The 21243-nt window shown below is 54.0% G+C and carries 20 protein-coding genes; 16 read left to right on the top strand and 4 right to left on the bottom strand.

All coding sequences use genetic code 11. The features are described 5' to 3' along the window. Positions 1 to 4: 4 nt before the first annotated feature. The 10 genes from ribF (at position 5) to CR46_RS0106710 (ending at position 8970) form a co-directional block, all read left to right on the top strand. The gene (gene ribF, locus CR46_RS0106755) at positions 5 to 1042 is read left to right on the top strand and encodes a bifunctional riboflavin kinase/FAD synthetase (RefSeq protein WP_030071178.1); all 1038 of its coding nucleotides are present in this window, start codon (positions 5 to 7) and stop codon (positions 1040 to 1042) included. Positions 1043 to 1049: 7 nt separating this feature from the next. Continuing rightward, positions 1050 to 3881: an isoleucine--tRNA ligase gene (gene ileS / locus CR46_RS0106750; protein WP_030071176.1), complete on the top strand. Its 2832-nt coding sequence runs from the start codon at positions 1050 to 1052 to the stop codon at positions 3879 to 3881. Beyond that, on the top strand, positions 3874 to 4407 hold the full coding sequence (lspA, locus tag CR46_RS0106745) for a signal peptidase II (RefSeq protein WP_030071174.1): 534 nt from the start codon (positions 3874 to 3876) through the stop codon (positions 4405 to 4407). The genes ileS and lspA overlap by 8 nt, the downstream gene beginning before the upstream one ends. A 69-nt stretch (positions 4408 to 4476) precedes the next feature. Beyond that, complete coding sequence (gene fkpB / locus CR46_RS0106740; protein WP_009097963.1) at positions 4477 to 4920, top strand: FKBP-type peptidyl-prolyl cis-trans isomerase; 444 nt, start codon at positions 4477 to 4479, stop codon at positions 4918 to 4920. A gap of 54 nt (positions 4921 to 4974) precedes the next feature. Continuing rightward, positions 4975 to 5964 (top strand): 4-hydroxy-3-methylbut-2-enyl diphosphate reductase, encoded by a 990-nt coding sequence (gene ispH / locus CR46_RS0106735; protein ID WP_030071170.1) that lies wholly within the window; start codon positions 4975 to 4977, stop codon positions 5962 to 5964. Positions 5965 to 6027: 63 nt separating this feature from the next. Then, positions 6028 to 6444 carry a type IV pilin protein gene (locus tag CR46_RS0106730; RefSeq protein ID WP_269556844.1) on the top strand — a complete coding sequence of 139 codons (417 nt, stop codon included), beginning with the start codon at positions 6028 to 6030 and terminating at the stop codon, positions 6442 to 6444. Beyond that, positions 6445 to 6852 (top strand): type IV pilus modification PilV family protein, encoded by a 408-nt coding sequence (locus CR46_RS0106725; protein ID WP_030071167.1) that lies wholly within the window; start codon positions 6445 to 6447, stop codon positions 6850 to 6852. 13 nt (positions 6853 to 6865) lie between these two features. Then, complete coding sequence (locus CR46_RS0106720; RefSeq protein ID WP_030071166.1) at positions 6866 to 7342, top strand: PilW family protein; 477 nt, start codon at positions 6866 to 6868, stop codon at positions 7340 to 7342. A gap of 31 nt (positions 7343 to 7373) precedes the next feature. Beyond that, complete coding sequence (locus CR46_RS0106715) at positions 7374 to 7898, top strand: pilus assembly PilX family protein (protein ID WP_030071164.1); 525 nt, start codon at positions 7374 to 7376, stop codon at positions 7896 to 7898. Positions 7899 to 7947: 49 nt separating this feature from the next. Continuing rightward, positions 7948 to 8970 carry a tryptophan--tRNA ligase gene (locus tag CR46_RS0106710; RefSeq protein ID WP_030071162.1) on the top strand — a complete coding sequence of 341 codons (1023 nt, stop codon included), beginning with the start codon at positions 7948 to 7950 and terminating at the stop codon, positions 8968 to 8970. Positions 8971 to 9042: 72 nt separating this feature from the next. Here CR46_RS0106710 and CR46_RS0106705 read toward each other — a convergent pair whose 3' ends face one another. After that, positions 9043 to 10716: a cryptochrome/deoxyribodipyrimidine photo-lyase family protein gene (locus CR46_RS0106705; RefSeq protein ID WP_084180394.1), complete on the bottom strand. Its 1674-nt coding sequence runs from the start codon at positions 10714 to 10716 to the stop codon at positions 9043 to 9045. Between the two features lie 112 nt (positions 10717 to 10828). Between CR46_RS0106705 and hmuQ the strand changes: the two genes are divergently transcribed. Next, positions 10829 to 11131: a heme-degrading protein HmuQ gene (hmuQ, locus tag CR46_RS0106700; protein ID WP_030071158.1), complete on the top strand. Its 303-nt coding sequence runs from the start codon at positions 10829 to 10831 to the stop codon at positions 11129 to 11131. A 148-nt stretch (positions 11132 to 11279) separates the two neighbouring features. After that, the gene (gene aptA, locus CR46_RS0106695) at positions 11280 to 12647 is read left to right on the top strand and encodes an omega-aminotransferase AptA (RefSeq protein ID WP_030071156.1); all 1368 of its coding nucleotides are present in this window, start codon (positions 11280 to 11282) and stop codon (positions 12645 to 12647) included. Positions 12648 to 12677: 30 nt separating this feature from the next. On the opposite strand, the gene CR46_RS0106690 is transcribed toward aptA, so the two are convergent. Then, positions 12678 to 12878: a DUF1127 domain-containing protein gene (locus CR46_RS0106690; RefSeq protein ID WP_030071154.1), complete on the bottom strand. Its 201-nt coding sequence runs from the start codon at positions 12876 to 12878 to the stop codon at positions 12678 to 12680. A gap of 202 nt (positions 12879 to 13080) precedes the next feature. On the opposite strand from CR46_RS0106690, the gene CR46_RS0106685 reads away from it, so the two are divergent. Then, positions 13081 to 14523: an aminotransferase-like domain-containing protein gene (locus CR46_RS0106685; RefSeq protein WP_030071151.1), complete on the top strand. Its 1443-nt coding sequence runs from the start codon at positions 13081 to 13083 to the stop codon at positions 14521 to 14523. A gap of 21 nt (positions 14524 to 14544) precedes the next feature. Here the strand turns inward: CR46_RS0106685 and pcsA are convergent, their stop codons facing one another. Then, positions 14545 to 15267, bottom strand: a complete 723-nt coding sequence (gene pcsA, locus CR46_RS0106680; protein ID WP_420038467.1) for a phosphatidylcholine synthase — start codon at positions 15265 to 15267, stop codon at positions 14545 to 14547. 396 nt (positions 15268 to 15663) lie between these two features. On the opposite strand from pcsA, the gene CR46_RS0106675 reads away from it, so the two are divergent. Then, positions 15664 to 16113: a GNAT family N-acetyltransferase gene (locus tag CR46_RS0106675; protein ID WP_030071148.1), complete on the top strand. Its 450-nt coding sequence runs from the start codon at positions 15664 to 15666 to the stop codon at positions 16111 to 16113. A 72-nt stretch (positions 16114 to 16185) separates the two neighbouring features. On the opposite strand, the gene CR46_RS0106670 is transcribed toward CR46_RS0106675, so the two are convergent. Then, a complete protein-coding gene (locus tag CR46_RS0106670) occupies positions 16186 to 16818 on the bottom strand; it encodes a TetR family transcriptional regulator (protein ID WP_030071146.1) in 633 nt (210 codons plus the stop codon). Between the two features lie 150 nt (positions 16819 to 16968). Here CR46_RS0106670 and CR46_RS0106665 point away from each other — a divergent pair, with 150 nt between their 5' ends. Together CR46_RS0106665 and CR46_RS0106660 are read left to right on the top strand one after the other, a co-directional pair. Continuing rightward, positions 16969 to 18066: an efflux RND transporter periplasmic adaptor subunit gene (locus CR46_RS0106665; RefSeq protein ID WP_030071144.1), complete on the top strand. Its 1098-nt coding sequence runs from the start codon at positions 16969 to 16971 to the stop codon at positions 18064 to 18066. Position 18067: 1 nt separating this feature from the next. Continuing rightward, complete coding sequence (locus tag CR46_RS0106660; RefSeq protein ID WP_030071142.1) at positions 18068 to 21106, top strand: efflux RND transporter permease subunit; 3039 nt, start codon at positions 18068 to 18070, stop codon at positions 21104 to 21106. Positions 21107 to 21243: the final 137 nt, after the last annotated feature.

The raw sequence follows: 21243 nt of genomic DNA, 5'->3' as shown, positions 1-21243 counted from the left end.
TGCCATGCACGTCATACGAGGTCTGCACAATCTGACAGCGGCTCATTGTGGCTGCGTTGCTACCATCGGTAATTTTGATGGTGTGCATCGCGGCCATCAGGCGATCCTGCAGCAGTGCCGTGAGCATTCGGCGCGCTTGAATGTGCCGTTGACGGTGGTGGTGTTTGAACCTCAGCCGCGGGAGTTTTTTGCCGGTGAGCAAGCGCCGCCACGGTTAACCCGCCTGCGCGAAAAAGTGCGCCTGCTGCGCGATCATGGGGCCGAGCAGGTGCTATGCCTACCCTTCAACGATGCCTTGCGCAGCCTGACCGGGCGCGAGTTTATCGATCAGGTGCTGATTGATGGTTTAGGGGTAAAGCATTTGGTGGTGGGCGACGACTTCCGCTTTGGCTGTGACCGCCGTGGCGACTTCAATCTGCTGGAAACCGTCGGGCTGGTGGAAGGGTTTGGTGTAGAGCACACCCGCACCTTTAAGGTCGATGACGAGCGGGTATCCAGCACGCGGGTGCGCACCTTACTTGCCAGCGGCAATTTCGAGGTTGCGGCGCGCCTGCTAGGTCGGCCTTATTCACTGCATGGCCGCGTGGTGCGTGACCAACAGCTAGGCCGCACCATTGGTGTGCCTACTGCTAACTTGCCGCTATTGCCCCAGCCGTTAACGCTGCGCGGTGTGTTTGCCGTGGTGGCTGAACTGGCTAATGGCCAGCGTTACCCCGCAGTAGCAAATGTTGGCTTTCGGCCAACGGTGGGGTCTAAGCGCCCGACGCTGGAAGTTCATCTATTGGAATTTTCAGGCGATCTTTATGGTCAGCGGCTGACGGTTTACCCCTGCGCGCGGCTACGCGGGGAAGTGAAGTTTGATGATTTTGATGCGTTGAAAACGCAAATTGAACACGATCAAGCCAGAGCGCGCCGCTACTTTGCGACAGCCGGTACTGGCTGCATGAATGCTCTTCCGCTGGCCTCGGCCCCGCTTGGGCGTGAGACCGCTTCTTCTGATTTCTCTTCGGCGGATAACGCCGCCGATGCTAACGACGGCTGACCGGACTATGGATTATAAGCACACGCTAAACTTGCCAGAAACCGACTTTCCCATGCGCGGCATGCTGCCGAAGCAGGAGCCAGGACGTGTTTCTAAATGGCAGGATATGGACCTGTACCAGCGCTTGCGCGACACCCGCGCGGGCGCGCCGCTGTTTGTATTGCACGATGGCCCTCCCTACGCCAACGGCAGCATTCATATCGGTCACGCCGTTAATAAAATTCTTAAAGATATTATCGTTAAATCAAAAAACCTGGCGGGTTTTGATGCGCCTTACGTGCCGGGTTGGGATTGCCACGGTCTGCCTATTGAGCACAAGGTAGAAACTACCCACGGTAAACATTTGGCTGCCGATAAAGCCCGTGAGCTATGCCGTGAGTACGCTGGTGCACAGATCGAAACCCAGCTAGCGGACTTTGTGCGTCTGGGTATTATTGGTGACTGGGACCACCCGTACCGTTCGATGGACTACGCCAACGAGGCGGGGGAAATCCGTGCGTTGGCCGATATGGTCGATGCGGGCTACGTGTTTAAAGGCTTAAAACCAGTTAACTGGTGCTTTGATTGTGGCTCGGCGCTGGCCGAAGCGGAAGTTGAGTACGCTGATAAAAAATCCGATGCTATCGATGTGGCTTTTCCGGTCGAAGATGCCGACAAGCTGGCAGCGGCCTTTGGTTTAAGCGAATTGCCCAAGCCAGCGGCAGTGGTGATCTGGACCACCACGCCTTGGACAATTCCTGCCAACCAGGCGCTGAACGTTCATCCTGAGTTTACCTACGCGCTAGTGGATACCGGCGAACGCCTGCTGCTGCTCGCAGAAGAGCTGGTAGAAAGCTGTTTAGAGCGCTACGGATTGACCGGTAGCGTGATGGCTACTGCGCAAGGTAAAGCGCTGGACCTGATCAATTTCCGTCACCCGTTCTATGATCGTCTTTCGCCGGTGTATCTAGCGGATTACGTTGAGTCAGAAGTTGGCAGCACGGGTATTGTTCACTCTGCGCCTTCCTACGGCATGGATGACTTTATCACCTGCCGTGAGCATGACATGAGCTTTGACGACATGCTCAACCCGGTGCAGGGCAACGGTGTTTATGCCGATGATCTGCCGTTCTTCGGCGGCCAGATGATCTGGAAAGCCAACCCGAATATCGTTGAAAAATTGCGCGAAGTGAACGCGCTGATGGCGCATACGCCCATCAAGCACAGCTATATGCACTGCTGGCGGCATAAGTCACCGGTGATTTACCGCGCTACTGCCCAGTGGTTTGTGGGCATGGATATTCAAGGTAAAGACGGCAAAACCCTGCGCGAGCGGGCGCTGGAAGGTATTGAAGCCACCGAGTTTACTCCCGCATGGGGGCAGGCGCGCTTGCATAGCATGATCGCTAATCGCCCTGATTGGTGTATCTCTCGCCAGCGTAACTGGGGCGTGCCGATTCCGTTCTTCCTGCATAAGCAAACCGGCGAGCTGCACCCGAATACGGTTGAGCTAATGGAAGAAGCCGCTAAGCGCGTGGAGCAAGAGGGCATTGAGGCGTGGTTTAAACTCGACCCTGCAGAGCTTTTAGGTGCTGAAGCGGCTGAGTACGACAAAGTCACCGATACCTTGGATGTTTGGTTTGATTCCGGCACCACGCACCGTCATGTACTGCGCGGCTCGCACCCCCATGGCCATGAAAGCGGCCCGCGTGCTGACCTGTACCTGGAAGGCTCGGACCAGCACCGTGGTTGGTTCCATTCGTCGCTACTGACCGGCTCCGCGATTGACGGCCACCCGCCGTACCGTCAGCTGCTGACCCACGGTTTCACTGTCGATGCCCAGGGCCGCAAGATGTCGAAGTCCATCGGCAATGTGGTTGCGCCGCAAACAGTAATGGATAAGCTGGGTGCCGATATTCTTCGCCTGTGGGTCGCGTCTACCGATTACTCTGGTGAAATGGCGGTGTCAGATGAAATTCTTAAGCGCACCGCCGATGTGTACCGCCGCATTCGTAACACTGCGCGCTTCTTGCTTTCTAACCTGAACGGTTTTGATCCGGTTAAAGATCAGGTGGCCTTTGGCGATATGCTGGCGCTGGATCAGTGGGTGGTCGACCGCGCGGCACAGCTGCAAGGGCGCATCGAAAAAGCCTATGAAGAGTACCGATTCCTGGATGTGTACCAGCAGGTGCACGGCTTCTGTGCACGGGAATTGGGCGGTTTCTACCTGGATGTTATCAAAGACCGCCAGTACACCACCCAAACAGATTCATTGGCCCGCCGCAGCGCCCAAACGGCGCTTTATCATGTGGTTGAAGCGCTCAGCCGCTGGGTCGCACCGATTCTGTCGTTCACTGCCGAGGAGATTTACGAGCATATTCCCGGCGAGCGTGGCGACAGTGTGCTGCTGGAAACCTACTACACCGAACTTGGCACCTTGGCAGATGATGCCGCGATGGGCCGTGCCTTCTGGGAGCAGGTGCTTGAAGTGAAGCACTCAGTGAACAAGTGCCTGGAAGACGCGCGTAATGCCAAAGTCATCAAAGGTAGTTTGGCGGCGGAAGTGACGCTTTACGTTAGCGATGAGCTGAACGCCACGCTTGACAAGTTGGGCGATGAGCTGCGCTTCGTTATTCTCACCAGTGAAGTACATCTGGCACCGCTAGCGGATGCTGCCAACGCCGAAAGCACCGAGCTTGACGGTTTGAAAGTGGCCGTTAGTGCAAGCGAGCACCAGAAGTGCGAGCGCTGCTGGCACCATCGTGCCGATGTTGGCACTCATGCTGAGCACCCAGATTTGTGTGGCCGCTGTATTAGCAATCTTCCCGAAGGCAGCGGCGAGATTCGTCACTATGCCTAATCCTGCGTTAACCACCAACGATCCACACCAGCGGCCGCCCATGCGGCGGCCGCTGCGCTGGCTGTGGCTGGCGGTGGCGGTCATCGTGTTGGATTTGCTGACCAAGTACATGGCCAGCCACTTTTTGAATTATGCCCAGCCCGTTGAAGTGCTGCCGTTTTTCAACCTTACGCTGCTGCACAACACTGGCGCGGCGTTTAGCTTTTTAGCGGACCACCCTGGCTGGCAGCGCTGGTTTTTTGCCATTGTGGCCATTGGTGCCAGCATTGGCTTAACCATCTGGCTTGCCCGCGTTAGAGCGGATGAAAAGCTGCTGGCTGTGGCGTTGCCGCTAATTATTGGCGGTGCCCTGGGTAACCTGTATGACCGTTTAGTCCATGGCTACGTGGTGGACTTCTTATCGTTCCACGCTGCTGGCTGGTATTACCCCGCCTTTAATATTGCCGATATCGGCATTACCTTAGGAGCGGTAGGGTTAATTTGGGAGTCAATAATGGGTGATCGGCGTCGCAAAAAAGCCGCGTAACGGCTCCACGATGAAAGGGCAGTGATACACTGCCCACATGACTATTTGCATACGATTGCGAGGAACGTTATGGACTACCTAATCGATGACGGTATGGAAATTACCCTGCACTTTACGCTGAAGCTAGAAGACGGCACGGTAGTTGATTCCACTAAAGAGAAAACGCCTGCTACCTTTCAGTATGGCGATGGCAATTTGCCGCCTGGCTTTGAACATCCCATTAAAGGTATGGCTGCTGGCCAGAGCGGGTCTTTTCAGATTACCCCTGAGCACTCGTTTGGGCAGCATAACCCGCAAAATATCCAAACCCTCAAGCGCGCCGATTTTGGTGACGAAGAGCCGGAAATTGGCATGGTGATGTCATTTGCCGATAAGGCGGGAACGGAATTGCCTGGTGTGGTCAAAACCATTGACGGTGACCGCGTGGAAGTCGATTTTAATCATCCACTGGCGGGCCGTACGCTAACGTTTGAAGTTGACGTATTGAACGTGACACCAATCACCAAGCACTGATTTTAAGCACTCGTTTTCATTTAACAGGCGATGCAATAGCATCAAGGCGCTTTTATGCAGTCATCAGAGTCATCTCAGCCAACACAGCCGGTACAGATCAAGCTAGCGAACCCGCGTGGTTTTTGTGCGGGTGTCGATCGCGCGATCGACATTGTTAACCGTGCGCTAGATGTCTTCGGTCCGCCAATTTATGTGCGCCACGAGGTGGTTCATAACCGCTTTGTGGTGGAAACATTGCGTGAACGGGGCGCGGTATTTGTGGAAGAACTCCATGAAGTGCCCGATGACGTCATCGTGATCTTCTCGGCTCACGGTGTTTCCCGAGCGGTGCAGCAGGACGCCGAGCAGCGCGGCCTTAAAGTCTTCGATGCGACCTGCCCGCTGGTGACCAAAGTGCATATGGAAGTGCTGCGCTACGCCAAGCGTGGTCAGGAGTGCATTTTGATCGGCCATGAAGGCCACCCGGAAGTCGAAGGCACCATGGGGCGTTACGATACCTCTCACGGCGGCCAGATCTATCTGGTCGAGGATGAACAGGACGTGGCGAAGCTGGTGGTTAATAACCCCGCAGCGCTGGCGTTTGTGACCCAAACCACGCTCTCGATGGACGACACGGCTAAGGTGATTGACGCACTGCGTGAAAAATTCCCAGAGATCCAGGGGCCGCGCAAAGACGACATTTGCTATGCCACTCAAAATCGCCAGGATGCAGTACGGGAGTTGGCCGCAGATAGCGACTTGGTGCTGGTTGTTGGCAGCCCTAATAGCTCCAACTCTAACCGCCTACGTGAGCTTTCCGAGCGGATGGGTACGCCCGCTTACTTAATCGACAATGCCGACCAAATTGAGCCCGCGTGGCTTGAAAATGTAAGCCGTATTGGGGTCACTGCGGGTGCCAGTGCGCCAGAAGTATTGGTAAAAGGCGTGATTGATAAGCTGCAAGCGTTAGGAGCAGCGGTGCCTATTGAGCTTCAGGGGCGCGAGGAAAACATCACCTTTTCGATGCCGAAAGAGCTGCGTGAGCAAGTGATTGTAAGCGACTGATGCAAAGTGTATCGGTTTGCGACATACTTCGCGTATGGGCCAACTGATACAGGAGCACGCTCAGTGCCTTTATGCCTTTTTCGTCGTGCTTGTCTGTACCGTGCTAGCTGCCAGGAGGCTCGCCAGCACGGTTTTACGCTAGTAGAAATGCTAATTACCGTCGCGATTATTGGAATAGTGGCGGGTATTGCCTACCCAAGTTACACCCGTTACGTAGAGCGTTCGCTGCGCACCGACGCGCATGCAGGGTTGTTGCAGGCCGCTTCTGAGCTTGAGCGCTGCTATTCACGCCAATACGCTTACACCGACTGCACATTTACGCCTGCCTCTCCCGATGGCAACTACACCATTACGTCTTCTGATGGCAGTGAAGACGACGGTGGCTTTTTACTGACGGCTACAACAACCCAAGCCGATGGCTGTAACAGCGATATTCATTTTAATGCACGGGGCGAGCGCCTGCCTGAGGCGTGCTGGTAAATGCCCAGGCAACGTGGCCTTTCGCTGGTTGAAGCGCTGATTGCGCTGGTGATATTAGCGTTTGGGCTGATGGGCGTGGCGGCTATGCAGGTAAAAGCCCTGCAAAGTGCTAGCGCTGGCTATACGCAGTCGCTGGCGAACGTTGCTGCGGTAGATGCCCAAGAGCGACTATGGGCAGCGCTTGCTGCGCACCAACGCTGCAATAGTATTCCGTTAGCGACGATTGAATCTGCTTGGCTTAGCCACTGGTTTACGGACCCACTAGCAGTGCTTAGCCATACTCAGGGGCAAGAGAGCCGTATCGACCGACAAGGCTGCCAGTTTGATGTGGTGGTGCGCCTACGTACTGAGCCGAACGAACCCCACGATAGTTTCAACTACGTGTTCCAACTTCCCAACCAACCGTAACGGTGGGCCTGCCATGGATGAGCAGCGCGGTTTTACCTTACCAGAGCTATTAGTTGCTATGGCCATTGGCGTGGTGGTGGTTCTTGGCGCAGGCCAGCTTTTCTTAAGCACCTTTCATACGTTTAAGCAGGTAGATCAGCTGGGTCGTCATCAGGAAGCGCTTCTTTATGTGGCGACAACCGTTGCTGACACATTACGCAGACAAGGCGCTACCGATGAAAACGGAGCGCCTTTTTTTCGTCTGCAGTGTGTGGTGGTTGATGCCCACTGCCGCTGCACGGTTCAAGATATGCGGGAGTCTCAGCCATTGGTCACTTTTGACTATACAACGTCGGACGATGCAGCAGGCGTTGGCTGTGAACGAGACGAGCCGCTTGGAACGCCAGTCGGCAAAGGCGTCAGCATGGTGTCGCTGCCGCTGGGTCGTCAGGGGGCTGCGGTTGATTTTTACGTTACCCATCGCGCGGCTGCGCTACAGGCGGGGCTTTAAGCTTGCCAATAAGTACTCGCAAGGAGGCGATATGCGACATCGACATCGACATCGACATCGACATCAGGAGCAAGGAGTTGCGTTAGTCGTGGTCATGGGGTTACTGGCTAGCGCCGTGGTCGTCGGCGCGATCAGTGTGCAATCCGCTCTGGTAGAGGAGCGTTTAGCAAGTAACTACCGCGCTGCGACGTTAGCGCAAATGCGTGCTGAAATAGCGGCTGCCCAGGCGGTGGCTTCTTTTAGTGAGCTGGTGTGGGGAGAGGGCGTGCTTGCTATCGACAGTGAACATCCTAATCGGTGGGAGGACATCATTAGCTGGGAAGAGTTAGTGGCGCACCCGTTAACCACGGTGCTTAGCAGTGCCTGTGAGCACAATAGCTGCTTATTTATCCCGATTGAACGCGATGGTCAACCGTGGGTGATGGCACTCGGGGCGGTGATTGCTGTGGATAGTACTGATGGCGAATCGCTGCTGGCACAGAGCTTACCTGTCTTTATCAACGTGAAGGAAGGGGAGGTAAGCCAGCAGACAAAGGCGACGGTGGTTTGGCATTAAGTGTACAATGACTTACCTTTTTTGACCTTTATTCAGCTGGATCCACACTATGAGTCAGACAGCTAAAACCCGTGTGCTGACCGGGATTACCACGACCGGAACGCCACATCTTGGTAACTATGTGGGTGCTATTAAGCCTGCCATTGAGGCAAGCCAAGACCCCAACGTACAGTCGTTTTACTTCCTTGCTGATTATCACGCGCTGATCAAGTGCCAAGATCCTAAGCGTGTGCAGGAGTCGCGGCTGGAAATCGCCGCTACGTGGCTTGCGTTAGGGTTAGATACCGATAACGCCATTTTCTATCGCCAGTCGGATATCTTAGAAATTCCCGAACTGATGTGGATGCTGTCGTGCGTGTGCGCCAAGGGGCTGATGAACCGCGCTCATGCTTACAAAGCGGCGGTTGCAGAAAATGAAGAAGCCGGCGACCAGGACCCTGATAAAGGTATCACAATGGGCTTGTTCGGCTATCCGGTGTTAATGGCTGCCGACATCTTAATGTTTAACGCCAATAAAGTGCCGGTAGGGCGCGACCAGATTCAGCACATTGAAATGGCGCGTGATATCGCCGGCCGTTTCAACCACCTGTTTAAAGGCCAATATTTTGTTCAGCCTGAAGCCGTTGTGGATGAAAAAGGGGAGGTATTGAAAGGGCTGGACGGTCGTAAGATGTCCAAAAGCTATAACAATACGATCCCGCTTTTCTCTAGCGAGAAGAAGCTGCAAAAGCTGGTGCGTAAAATCAAAACCAACTCACTGGAACCCGGTGAGCCTAAAGACCCGGATACCTGCACGCTGTTCCAAATTTACGCAGCGTTTGCCAGCAATGCAGAAGCCGCAGCGCTACGTGAGCAATATGCGGCAGGTATCGGTTGGGGCGATGCTAAAAACCACGTGTTTGACTACTTAAACGCGCACTTAAGCGCACCCCGCGAGCGTTACACCGCATTGATGGAAGACCCTGCGTATATTGAAGCAGTTCTACAAAAAGGTGCTGAACGCGCTAGGGAAGAAGCGGCGGTGACTATGGATCGGTTGCGTTCTGCGGTGGGCTTAGGGCGTTTTATTTAACTTGCTGCGCTGACGGTTAAAAATAGCCCCTGCCATTGGTAAGGGGCTATGGTAAGGGGCTATGGTAAGGGGCTATTTGGAAGGTTTGTTTCCCTCTAACGGCGCTGTTTCACCGTGCGTGGCTTCATTGTCGGCAAGCATATCGTTACTAAATAGCTCGTTATCAAATAGCTCGTTATCAAATAGCTCGTTATCAAATAGTGAAAGCTGTTTGCGATTAACGGGCTTTCTAGTGTTAGTACGCTTGTTGGGTCGCCGCTGGCTAGCGAGCTTATCCACAATGGCTCGGCTGGACTCTCTGGCTTCTGGCGTGCGTCTTAGCTCATACAGCATTTTCTTCCAGTGTCGCGCCTCGGTTTCAAAATCGTTGGGCAGCGGATAATGTTCGTCCGGCTGAAAACCAAATCTCTGGCACAGGCTTTCGGGCAGTGCCCAGGGCGTCGCACGCCACTCTAACGGTAGTCTTTTTAGCTCTGGTACCCAGCGAGCGACGAACTCACCAGTGGGGTCGTTATCTTCCGCCTGTTTAATCGGGTTATATACCCGCAGCGCATTAGTGCCGGTGGCTCCTGCTTGCATCTGCACCTGGGGGTAGTGAATGCCCGGCTCGAAGTCAGTAAACAGCCGCGCTAGGTGCAGCGCCGGTTCCCGCCAGTGCAGCCCAAGGCCAAACGTGGCGTGGGAAATTAGCATGGCGCGCATGCGAAAGTTAAGCCAGCCAGTCGCGATCAAGCTGCGCATACAGGCGTCTACCAGTGGCACCCCGGTTTGGCCACGTTTCCAAGCGTTAAGAGTAGGGTGATTAGGGTCACGCTCTCTTAAGCCGCGCAGCGCCGGGTGCAGCGTTTGGTTCTCAATGCTGGGTTCGCTCTCTAGCTTTTGGATAAAGTGGCAGTGCCAGTAAAGGCGTGAAGTGAAGGCGCGCAGCGAGCGTGACCACGCCGTGTCATCGCTGTGTTTTTCCCGCTGACGACGTAGCGACTGGACCACTTCACGCATGGAAAGCGTGCCCCAGGCCAAGTGAGGTGAAAGCCGTGAGCCAAACTCCCAGGCCAACAGCGGTTTAGACAGCGAGCCGCGATAACGCCGCCCGCGTGCTTGCACAAAGCTGCGCCAAAGCGCGCGGCCTTCACTGCGCCCGCCACGCTGGCGTTGGGGGCACGGCGTGGTATCAAACCCCAGCGTCAGGGTGTGTAGCTGCTCAACGTCAAGGTGATGAAAGATTTCCCAGCCTGGGGCTGTTTGGGCGCTTTGCGGTGCAAGGTAGGTCGGTGCCGACATTAGCGATTCCCAGTGGCTTTCCCAGCGGGTTTGGTGCCCCGTGCGGCTGCTGAGCCCGCGTACCACGCCCTGTTGGCGGGTTTCCTGCCAAGTGATGCCGTTGGTTTGGCACCAAGCATGCACCCGTTTATCTCGTTCAAAACTCCAGGCGTTGCCAGTTTCTTGGTGAGAGTGAAGGGCAATGTGGCCGTAGTATGCTTTTAGTGCCTTCAGCAAACCGACAATATCGCCTTGCCAGATACATAGCGGTAGGCCCAGTGTTGCTACAGCATTGGAGAGGTCGACAAGCGAATCTGCAGCAAACTGCCAATGGCGTAACGCGCTATCCGCTGCTTGCCATTGGTCAGGCTCAATGGCGAAGAGCGGCAGCACCGGGCCAGCTGCGGCCGCATTGGTAAGCGGCGCATGATCATGAATGCGTAAATCGCGTTTGAACCAAACGACCTGGATGGGTGCCTTAGCCATGCCGTATCCTGATGATTGAGCGCTATTCGCCGGTAAACCATGACGTTACCATCAGGGTGACGTTGACGTAACTAATCCAGCAGAACTGGATCAGCTTAATAGGAGAGTGACGATGTATATTGCGATGAACCGTTTTCGGATAGCCCCAGGCCGCGAAGAGGATTTTTTGGACGTATGGCGTAACCGTGATTCTCATCTTGATGAAGTGCCGGGCTTTAAGCAGTTTCAAATGCTGCAGGGTGAAAGCCAGGAAGACCATACCGTATTTATCTCCCACAGCGTATGGGAGTCGGAAGATGCCTTCCGCGCCTGGACCAAGTCGGAAGCGTTTCGCAAAGCCCACGCCAATGCCAAAGCGCCGGAAGGTATCTACCTTGGCCCGCCCAAGTTTGAAGGGTATGACGTCGTACTATAAGTAATGAGCCACCGTTTGGCAGGGCGGCTGTGCGGTGGTGCCTATTACGTATAAATTTTCTAACGTGAGCAAAAGAAAATCGTAATTTTATAAACGTGTTCGGTGGCGCATGCTGAGGCCATGTCTCATAGCGATGGAGCTGAACAGCATGTTTGGCCTAAAAAACACCACCACTCCCCAAGCGTTTATTGATGAGGAGCGCGCTTGCCCTAGCGCGCTTAATCAACACTTTTGGATGCCGTTTAGCGCAAACCGGGATTTTCACGCCAATCCGCGGGTTATCGCTGGCGCAGAAGGGCGCTACTACATTGACGACCAGGGCCGTAAGCTATTCGATTCACTCTCTGGCTTATGGACCTGCGGCGCGGGCCATAACCGTGAAGAGATTCAACAGGCCGTGTCGGCTCAGCTGGGCACGCTCGATTTTGCGCCAAGCTTCCAAATTGGCCATCCGCTGGGGTTTAAGTTAGCGGAAAAAATCGCCAGCCTTACTCCTGCAGGCTTGGATCATGTGTTCTTCACTAACTCTGGCTCAGAAGCTGCCGATACCTCGGTCAAAATGGCCAAGGCCTACTGGCGGTTAAAAGGTAAACCTGAGAAAACCCGTATGATTGGCCGAGCCAAGGGCTATCACGGGGTGAATATTGGTGGTACCAGCCTGGGCGGTATTGGTGGCAACCGCAAGCATTACGGCCAATTGATGGACGTCACGCATCTTCCGCACACCCTGCAAGCGGGCCATGCGTTTACCCGGGGCCAAGCAGAAACCGGTGCCGAACTTGCCGATGCGCTGCTTGATCAAATTGCCCTGCACGATGCCTCGACTATTGCGGCGGTGATTGTTGAGCCGATGTCTGGTTCTGCAGGGGTAATTGTGCCGCCCAAAGGCTATCTGGATCGGCTGCGCGAGATCTGTACCGCCCACGATATTCTGCTGATATTTGATGAAGTTATTACCGCCTTTGGCCGTAGCGGTGCGACCACTGGTGCCGAAGCGTTTGGCGTTACGCCGGATATTATGAACGTTGCCAAGCAAATCACTAACGGTGCGGTTCCCATGGGGGCAGTGATTGCCTCCAGCGACATTTTCGACACTTTCATGCACGCGGGTGGTGCCCCACACGCCATTGAGTTTCCCCACGGCTACACCTACAGCGCCCACCCCGTCGCTTGCGCGGCTGGCTTAGCGGCGCTTGAAATAATGGAGCGCGAAAACTTCCCGGCCCAGGTCAGCGCGATAGCGCCTGCGTTTGAACAAAAGCTTCATGCTCTAAAAGGCCGTAACCATATTGTTGATATTCGCAACTATGGCTTAGCGGGCGCAATTCAATTGGAGCCCCGTCATAGCGACCCAACCATTCGCCCCCGAGATGCCCATTTAGCCTTGTGGGAAGCTGGGTTTTACGTGCGCTATGGTGGTGACACGCTGCAGTTCGGCCCTCCCTTTGGTACCACGGAAGCTGAGCTAGAGCGGCTGTTTGATGCAGTGGCCACCGCTCTAGATTCGCTGGCATAGCCCCGCTAGCGCGATATAAAAAGATCATGCTCAGCGATGTTCATACAGCCCCCTGTTAATTGGCGAGTGCCGCCAAAACGGTTTATGCCCCTCTTTGCACGCTTGGGCACGGGTGATGCCGATATCCTCTAACAGTCGATCATCAAGGGTTAGTAACTGGCGGCGGCTGCGACGGCGCTGATGATAGTGGCGTAACTGACAGCGAATCTGGGTGAGGCTGAAGCGTGACATAGCGGTTCTCCTGGATGGCAATGTGCTCAACCAGATTACGCAGCCGCGTTAGAGCAATACAGATATAGACTTTTCTATTTTTAAGATACAGATGACCTGTGCTATACCTCTGTATGCTTGCTAATGCAGGAATCTGTATTGCTTAGAAGCTTATATTTAACGCTGTATTGGAGGCTGTTTTTAAAAAACAGAAGGTAAGAGTATGACTCGCTACGAGGAGGTTGCTGGCATTTTGCGGGAGCGAATTGAGCACGGTATTTACCGCGTGGGTGATCGCTTGCCTTCTATTCGAGTGGTATGTCAGGAGTTTAATGTCAGTATCTCGACCGCTCAGGAAGCTTATCGGCAACTGTTGGATGTGTCGCTGATCGAATCACGGCCGAAATCGGGCTACTTTGTTCTTCCAAGCAGAGTGCCTGCGGTGCTGCCATCTGTCTCTCGTCCTGCGCAGTGCCCACTGGATGTCTCCCAATGGGATCAAGTACTAGAGCTGGTCGCTACACAGCGTGACGATAGTCGGCTGTTGCTTGGGCGCGGTGTGCCGAATCTGGCTTACGAAACGCTTAAGCCGTTGTCGAAAATACTGTCGGGGCTGCATCGTAAGCACGATCTGAATGGCTTTAACTACGACAAACTAAGTGGTAGCCCCGAGCTGCGTCAGCAGGTAGCGCGCTTGGCCATTGCCTCCGGTTGTTTGCTGCATCCAGATGACATTATGATCACCACCGGCTGTCAGGAGGCATTATCGATAGCACTGCGCACCCTCACTCAGCCTGGCGATGTGGTGGCTGTGGACTCGCCCAGCTTTTACGGCACCATGCAGATCCTAAAAGCCAATGGCCTAAAAGCGTTAGAGATTCCTACTGATCCGCAAACCGGTATCAGTTTGGAAGCATTGGAAATGGCGCTGGAACAGTGGCCGATCCGTGCCATACAGGTCACTCCGACGTATAACAATCCGCTGGGCTACACCATGAGCGAGGCGCGGAAAAAGGCGCTGTTTCAACTTGCCCAACGCTTCGACGTGGCCATTATTGAAGACGATATCTACGGTGATCTCGCCTATACCCACCCAAGGCCGTTGACAGTGAAATCTTTCGACGATGACGGGCGGGTGTTGTTATGCAGCGGTTTTTCCAAAACGGTGGGGCCTGGGCTGCGGGTGGGCTGGCTGGCGCCGGGGTGTTATCGGGACAAGGCACTGCATATGAAGTATGTCTCTACCGGTGCCTCAGCCACATTACCGCAGCTGGCGGTAGCCGAGTTTGTTGCCAAAGGCCACTACGAGCGTCACCTTCGCTATGCCACTCGCCAATATCAGCGCCAACGGGACGTCATGATTAACTGGGTGCAGCGCTATTTCCCTAAAGGTTCAGGCATCAGCTATCCGCAAGGCAGTTTTTTGCTATGGGTGGAGTTACCCGCCTTGGTGGATTGTGTGCGCCTTAATGAGCGCTTGGCTCAGCGCGCTATCCATGTGGCACCTGGCTCGCTATTTTCAGCCTCTGGCAAGTTTCGCCAGTGTTTACGTCTTAACTATGCATTTACGCTAACACCGGCCATTGAAGATGCCGTGCGCACCGTGGGAGAGCTTGCCACCGAGATGGTGGAGGAGGCACAGCAGCATGAGGTGGCGCTGAAGTAAGCATTGTTTGCTATCGCTAAGTTAAAACGCCTCTTGAGCGGTACGCCATACGCACATACCGATGAAGTAAACGGATGCAATGCCCCATCCCCATAGTGCCCAAGCGGTATGGTCGGGGCTGGAGAGCACCAGTGACGTTGTACATGCGCACCATAACAGCGTGATGGCGATATTGAGCGGCATAAACTGACGAACCCGAAACGGATGAAGAAATTTCATCTTAGTCACGGTAAGAATGGCTAGAAAAACGATAGACGCAAAGGTAATAAAAGGCGGTAAATCGAGAATATAAAAATAGGCTGCGGCGATGTTCCAGGCGGCAGGAAAGCCAACAAAATAATTATCTTGGCTTTTCATATCGACATTGCAGAAACAGAACATCGATGACAACAGAATGATGAACACTGACAGCAATTCGAAATTGGGCGGCAACTCAATAAAGAAATAAATAAACAGAGCGGGAATAAACGCCCAGGTTAGATAATCGATGACCATATCAAGCGTCGAACCATCGAAGTGGGGCAGAACGGTTTTTACTTCATACTTACGCGCCAGGGTGCCATCGAAACCATCGACCATCATTGCTGCACCTAGCCAGAGTAAGCAGGCGACTGGGTTATTGTCGATCAGTGAAAGTAGCGCCATTGTGCCGAGCAGTACGCCGCTGGCGGTGAAGATGTGCACGCTCCAAGCCTTCCATCTTGAAGTGCGGGATTCTGTGTGCGAAGAGAGCGATTGAACCACGTTGACCCCATTGGGAACGTGTTGTCCCCTTGCTGTTTGATGGATAGATAGATGAGTGTGTAAAAAACATACCCTACTACAAGAAAGCACTGCGCGAATACGCAGACCGTTCATCTAGATATAGCGTATTTGTTGAGAAGGGTGCGCTAATTCAAGCTTAACTGATAACTTTCTACTCAGTGCTTTTCAAATAGCCGTTGGTTGTCAGCCGATGGAAGCCGGATTCGTTGTACTGATTAGCTGTCTTTTTAAGACAGGTATGCTGCGGCACCGACTGTCTTTCATTGCCGATACGTTGTTTACTGGAGGTCAGTTTGACTTGATCAAGAGCAACTGCGTTGGGATGAAGGTAGCTTACGACTAAGATGCTAAGGAATACGTCTAGGAGGCGGCAGCATGATTACAATTCGCGCAGCGACTATTAACGACCTTGATACCTTAACCGAGTTACTGGAGGGCTATCGGCAGTTCTATCAGCAGCCGAGCGATAGCGGTGCGGCACGTGACTTTTTGCAGCAGCGTTTTCGGCAGGCGGACTCACGTATCTTGGTGAGCGAAACGAGTGACGGTGCCCTTACCGGCTTCGTGCAGCTTTATCCTGGGGTTTCTACAGTAGGCTTAAACGCCCGTTGGACGCTAAACGATCTTTTTGTAGTGCCGGAGAGTCGCGAGAAAGGCACGGGCAGAGCATTAATGGAAGCGGCTACCCAGCTGGCGCGTGAGCATGGCGTCGCGCGTTTGATTCTTATGACTCAGGTGGAAAACGAGCGTGCCCAGCAGCTTTATGAGTCGTTAGGGTGGCAGCGGAACACAGCATTTTATGGCTACTTATTAGATATCAACTAACCAAGACCATGCCCGCTGCTCTATGCCCGCTGCTATGCGAGATAATGTGCTGAACCGGTACAAGAAGCGGGCTTAGACGTGATGTTTTGCATGGTCCACCATCATCCCTCGCATTAAGGTGTCGACCATGCTCTCGTATTCGTCTGCCAATTCAAACTGTTGTGGGTCTTGCAGCCAGTCAAAGCAAACGCCGATTAAAAAGCTGTGAAACTGAAGGCGGGCACTTGAAGGGCTAAGGCCCTGGCGTAATTGGCCGCTCAGCTTAGCCTGTTCGAAGAGCTGTTCTACCTGCGCTTTTGAATGCTCTGATAGTTGGGTAATCATACTGATACGCGGATGGTCATCTTCTAACTTTTCGCAGCGGTGCAGCACAATGGTCGCGGCGCGCTGCAGCGGAAGGTTATAGCAAATAGCGCGGAGTGCACTGTGGGCAATTCCCTGTAAACACTGAGTCGGAGCATTGCCTAAACGAAGCACTGTTTCATCGACGATCTCATCAAGCGGCACGCGAACACGCTCAAGCAGGGCATTAAATACGGCCGCTTTATCCTCAAAATGCCAATAAATCGCACCGCGGGTAACCCCCGCTGCCGCCGCAATATGGGCCAAGGTAGTGCGCGACACGCCTTGGGCGAGAAACTGAGTTTCTGCGGCATCAAGTATGGCCTCGCGGGTGCGTTCAGCCTCAGCTTTGCGGCGTGACATAGCAGCTCCTAACAAAAAAGTGCCCATATTTTGGCATTACTGAATGGCAAAGTCGCCAGTAGGCTATTAGTATACACGTTAACTGACATTCATGAATGTCAGTGAAATTCCCCCTGACTGCGTATTAATAACACCGCCGAGGAGTCCGCTGTGCGTAACACTGTGATTCGATTACTTCCAGCGTTGCTGGTCCTGCTGCTGGTGGCGGGTGCCGCTGATGCCGAGGACCAGAATGAACAACCTCCCCGGCCGGTGAAATTGATCACACTGGAAGCGTCTGGCGCAGCGCTGCAGCGCCAGTTTCCTGCGCGGGTTGAAGCCACTACACGCAGCAATCTGTCGTTTCGCATGGCGGGCGAGCTCTTAGAGGTTAACGTGAGCCCAGGCCAGCAGGTAACGGAAGGCACTCTCATCGCCCGTATTGATGATCGTAACGTGCGCAGCGAGTTGGACAGCGCCCGTTCGCGGTTAGAGTTGGCGCAAGCAACCCGCGAGCGTATGCGTTACACCTTAGAGCGCGGTGCGATCAGCCAGGCTCGGTTTGATGAGTCAGAGGCGGAATGGCGTGCCGCTCGGGCGACTTTTGAGCAAGCTGAAGAACAGCTAGAAAACACCCAGCTACGCGCTCCTTATGATGGCGTGATTGCTCAGGTGCCCGTAGATAACCGGCAGATCGTTCAAGTGCAAGAAACGGTGGCGGTGATTCAGCAGCCAGGGCAGCTTGATGTGGTCTTTCATTTACCACAGCAAATTGTTCAGCAAATACCACGCAGTGATAGTGTTTCACCCTTTGAAACGGCGATGGCCTTTGAAGTGCGGTTTGGCAACAGCGAAAAACCTTATCTTGCGCAACTAGCGTCGTACACCACTCAAGCCAGTGCCCAAAGCCTTGCGTATGAGGTAACACTCCGGCTGCCGCAGCCAGACGATATCACGCTGCTCGATGGTATGAGCGCCACCGTACGGCTTGATTTAGGCCAGCTGTTACCAGCGTCCGACAGTGCCGTGTGGCATTTGCCGCCTGAGGCCATTAGCTATCTTGCTGATAGTCCAGAGCAGGCGGTGGTGTGGCGTTTTCAATCACCTGACCGTCTAGAGGCAGTGCCAGTTGAGGTGGGGCGTTTGACATCTAAGGGACTAGAGGTGAGTGGTGAGCTGGACGCGAATGATCGTGTGGTGGCGGCGGGAGCCCATCGCGTTAGTACGGAAATGCGGGTAACGCCATGGGTCAAGGAACAGGGGCTATAAGATGGTTGATTACTTCTTACGCCACCGGGCCGCTAGTTATTTAATGACCGTGGTGCTACTCGTAGGTGGGTCGCTGGCTTTCACGGGTATGGGGCAGCTTGAGTTTCCTGAATTTACCATTCGCAATGCGCTGGTCACTACCCAGTACCCTGGCGCTACACCAGAAGAAGTAGAGCAGGAAGTTACTTCAACGCTGGAAGAAGCCATTCAAGAAATGCCCTCGATCAAACGCATCAGCTCGGTGAGTTCTGATGGGTTTTCGCAAATCACCGTTGAACTGCAAAGCACGGTTCAAAACGATGAGCTGCAACAGCTTTGGGATTCCTTACGCCGCAAAGTGGGCGATGCTCAAGCTGCCTTGCCGCCAGGCGCGAGTCAGTCTCGTGTTAATGACGATTTTGGCGATGTGTTCGGTCTGATGATTAACCTGACCGGGGATGGCTACGCCATGCCTGACTTAAAAGGTCATGCCGAGTTTCTTAAGCGTGAACTCGCCTTGGTGGAGGGGGTTGAAAAGGTGTCGCTGGCGGGGGTCAGGGAAGAGCGCATTTTCATAGAAGTTGACCGAGAGCGGCTACGTGCGCTGAACATCCCTCTAAGTTCACTCCAACAACTGCTTGATACGCAAAATGCGGTAGTCGATTCGGGACACTTAAAGCAGGGAGGCCAGCGTTTCCGGGTAACGCCGTCGGGTAGTTCTGCCAATATTGATGATTTACGTGCGCTCATCGTCAGTGAAGGCAACGGTGAGTTAGTGAGGTTGAGCGATATCGCGGAGGTTTCCCGTGGCTTAGCCGAGCAACCACAACTGCTCTATCGTGATATGGGGCGACCGGCCATTTCCCTAGGCATCTCGTTTGAAAGTGGCGTTAACGTGGTCGAAGTAGGTGCCCGCTTAGATCAACGGCTAGAGGAACTGGAGGCACGTTCGCCGTTGGGTATGGAGCTTAATGTGGTCTATGACCAGCCGAGCGTGGTAGATGACGCGGTATCCGGTTTTCTAATCAGCCTGCTTCAGGCGGTGTCCATCGTTATTGTGGTGCTAATGCTGTTTATGGGCTGGCGCAGCGGTCTACTGATGGGCTTTATTCTGCTGATCACCATTATTGGCACTTTTATGTTGATGCGTATCCACGGCTTGCAACTGGAGAAAATCTCCCTGGGTGCGCTGATTATCGCCTTGGGTATGCTGGTCGATAATGCCATTGTGGTTACCGAAGGCATGCTAGTAGGCCTTAAGCGCGGCCAAAGTATTCGTGAGTCGGCACATCAGGTGGTTAAGCAAAACGCTTGGCCGCTGCTGGCAGCCACGCTGATTGCAGTGGCGGCGTTTGCACCAATTGGGTTGTCGCCGGATACCACCGGTGAATTTATCGGCTCGCTGTTCTATGTGTTGCTGTATTCATTGCTGTTAAGTTGGCTAACAGCGCTGACGCTCACGCCTTTCTATTTCAAGCTGCTGTTTCGCAATGTCGCCCCTAGCAGCACAGACGAAGACCCCTATACAGGCGTGGTGTACCGCGTATTTAGCCGTGTGATTGTGGCGGGTATCCGGCTGCGTTGGCTGACGATTGGGCTGGTATTGGTAATACTGGCAGGCGCGGTTGTCGGTTTTGGTTCCGTCAAGAATGCCTTCTTCCCTGCCTCGAATACGCCTCTCTTCTTTGTCGATTACCGCACACCAGAAGGCACCGATATTCTGGAAACTGAACGGCGGGTCGCTGAACTTGAAGACGTGGTCATGGACATGGACGGTGTACGCCACCTTACCACCGTTATTGGCGGCGGTGCCCAGCGCTTTACCCTAACCTATGCGCCGGAAGACCGTTATGCCAGCTATTCGCAGCTAATAATTGAAACTGATGACAAGGTCACGCAGCAAGCGCGCATGGCGGATGTTGAAGCGGTGCTTGAACGTGATCACAGTGATATCGACTATAAAATTGCCCCGTTGGAAGTTGGCCCTGCTCCGAAAGCGAAAATTGAAGCAAGGCTATACGGCAGCGATCCTGCTGTCTTACGCCAGCTAGGTGAACAAGTTGCAGCCCTGTTTAGTGATACGTCCAATATGGTCAGCGTACGCACTAGCTGGCGTAACCGTGTTCAGGCCGTGGTGCCAATTTTTGCCGAAGACACAGCGCGACGGCTGGGCGTTACCCGTGAGAATCTGGCGGCCACACTGGCGCTAAGTACCAGTGGTAGTCAGGTGGGCATTTATCGTGACGGCAGTGACCTTATCCCGATTGTTGCCAGGGCCATACCCGAGCAGCGCAATGATATCGATAACGTCGGATCACTTAACGTATGGAGCGCTGAACAGGGGCGCTACATCACTGCAGACCAAGTGATGCGCGATGTGACGACCCAGGTGGCTGACCCATTGATGATGCGCCGTGACCGCGAACGCATGCTAGCAGTATATGGTGAACCCGACCCGCTCAGTGGCGTGACTGCGGCTAGTGTATTGGCTCAGGTTCGACCGCAAGTAGAGGCGCTTGACCTGCCACCCGGTTACCGACTTGAGTGGGGCGGTGAATTTGAGACTGCTGGTGAAGCACAGAGCGGCCTATTTTCCTCACTGCCACTTGGCTTGGTAATGATGTTTATCATCACGGTGGTGTTGTTTAACAACTTCCGTCAGCCGCTGGCGATCTGGTTTTTGGTACCGCTGACCATTGTCGGGGTAGTCGCTGCACTTCTGATAACTGGGATGCCGTTCTCGTTTATGGCGTTGCTGGGCACACTGAGTTTGATTGGGATGGTGATCAAGAATGCCATTGTGCTGGTAGAAGAGATCAATGTGCAGCTACCACTGCACAAAGATCGCTATCACGCTGTAGTACGCGCTGCCATTAGTCGTGTCCGGCCCGTTTCCATGGCTGCGCTGACTACCATGCTAGGGCTGATCCCGCTGATTAGTGATGCATTCTTCGCCAGCATGGCGGTCGCGCTGATTGGTGGTCTCGGTGTCGCCACGCTACTCACCCTTATTGTACTACCGGTGATCTACTGCGTGCTTTACCAGATCAAGATTCACTGAGCGCCCTTATCAATCGCTGGCGCCAAACGGTGAGGGCAGCGTGGTGCAGTTGCTTCGCGATTGGATGCAACAATTCGTTTGGCTGCCCTTTATTGGTGCTCAACATTGGCGTATAGACGCACCATCACCATCATTTC

Source organism: Vreelandella neptunia, from assembly GCF_000712975.1.
Classification (GTDB): Bacteria; Pseudomonadota; Gammaproteobacteria; order Pseudomonadales; family Halomonadaceae; genus Vreelandella; species Vreelandella qaidamensis.
This window is presented reverse-complemented; position numbering and strand designations above follow the sequence as displayed.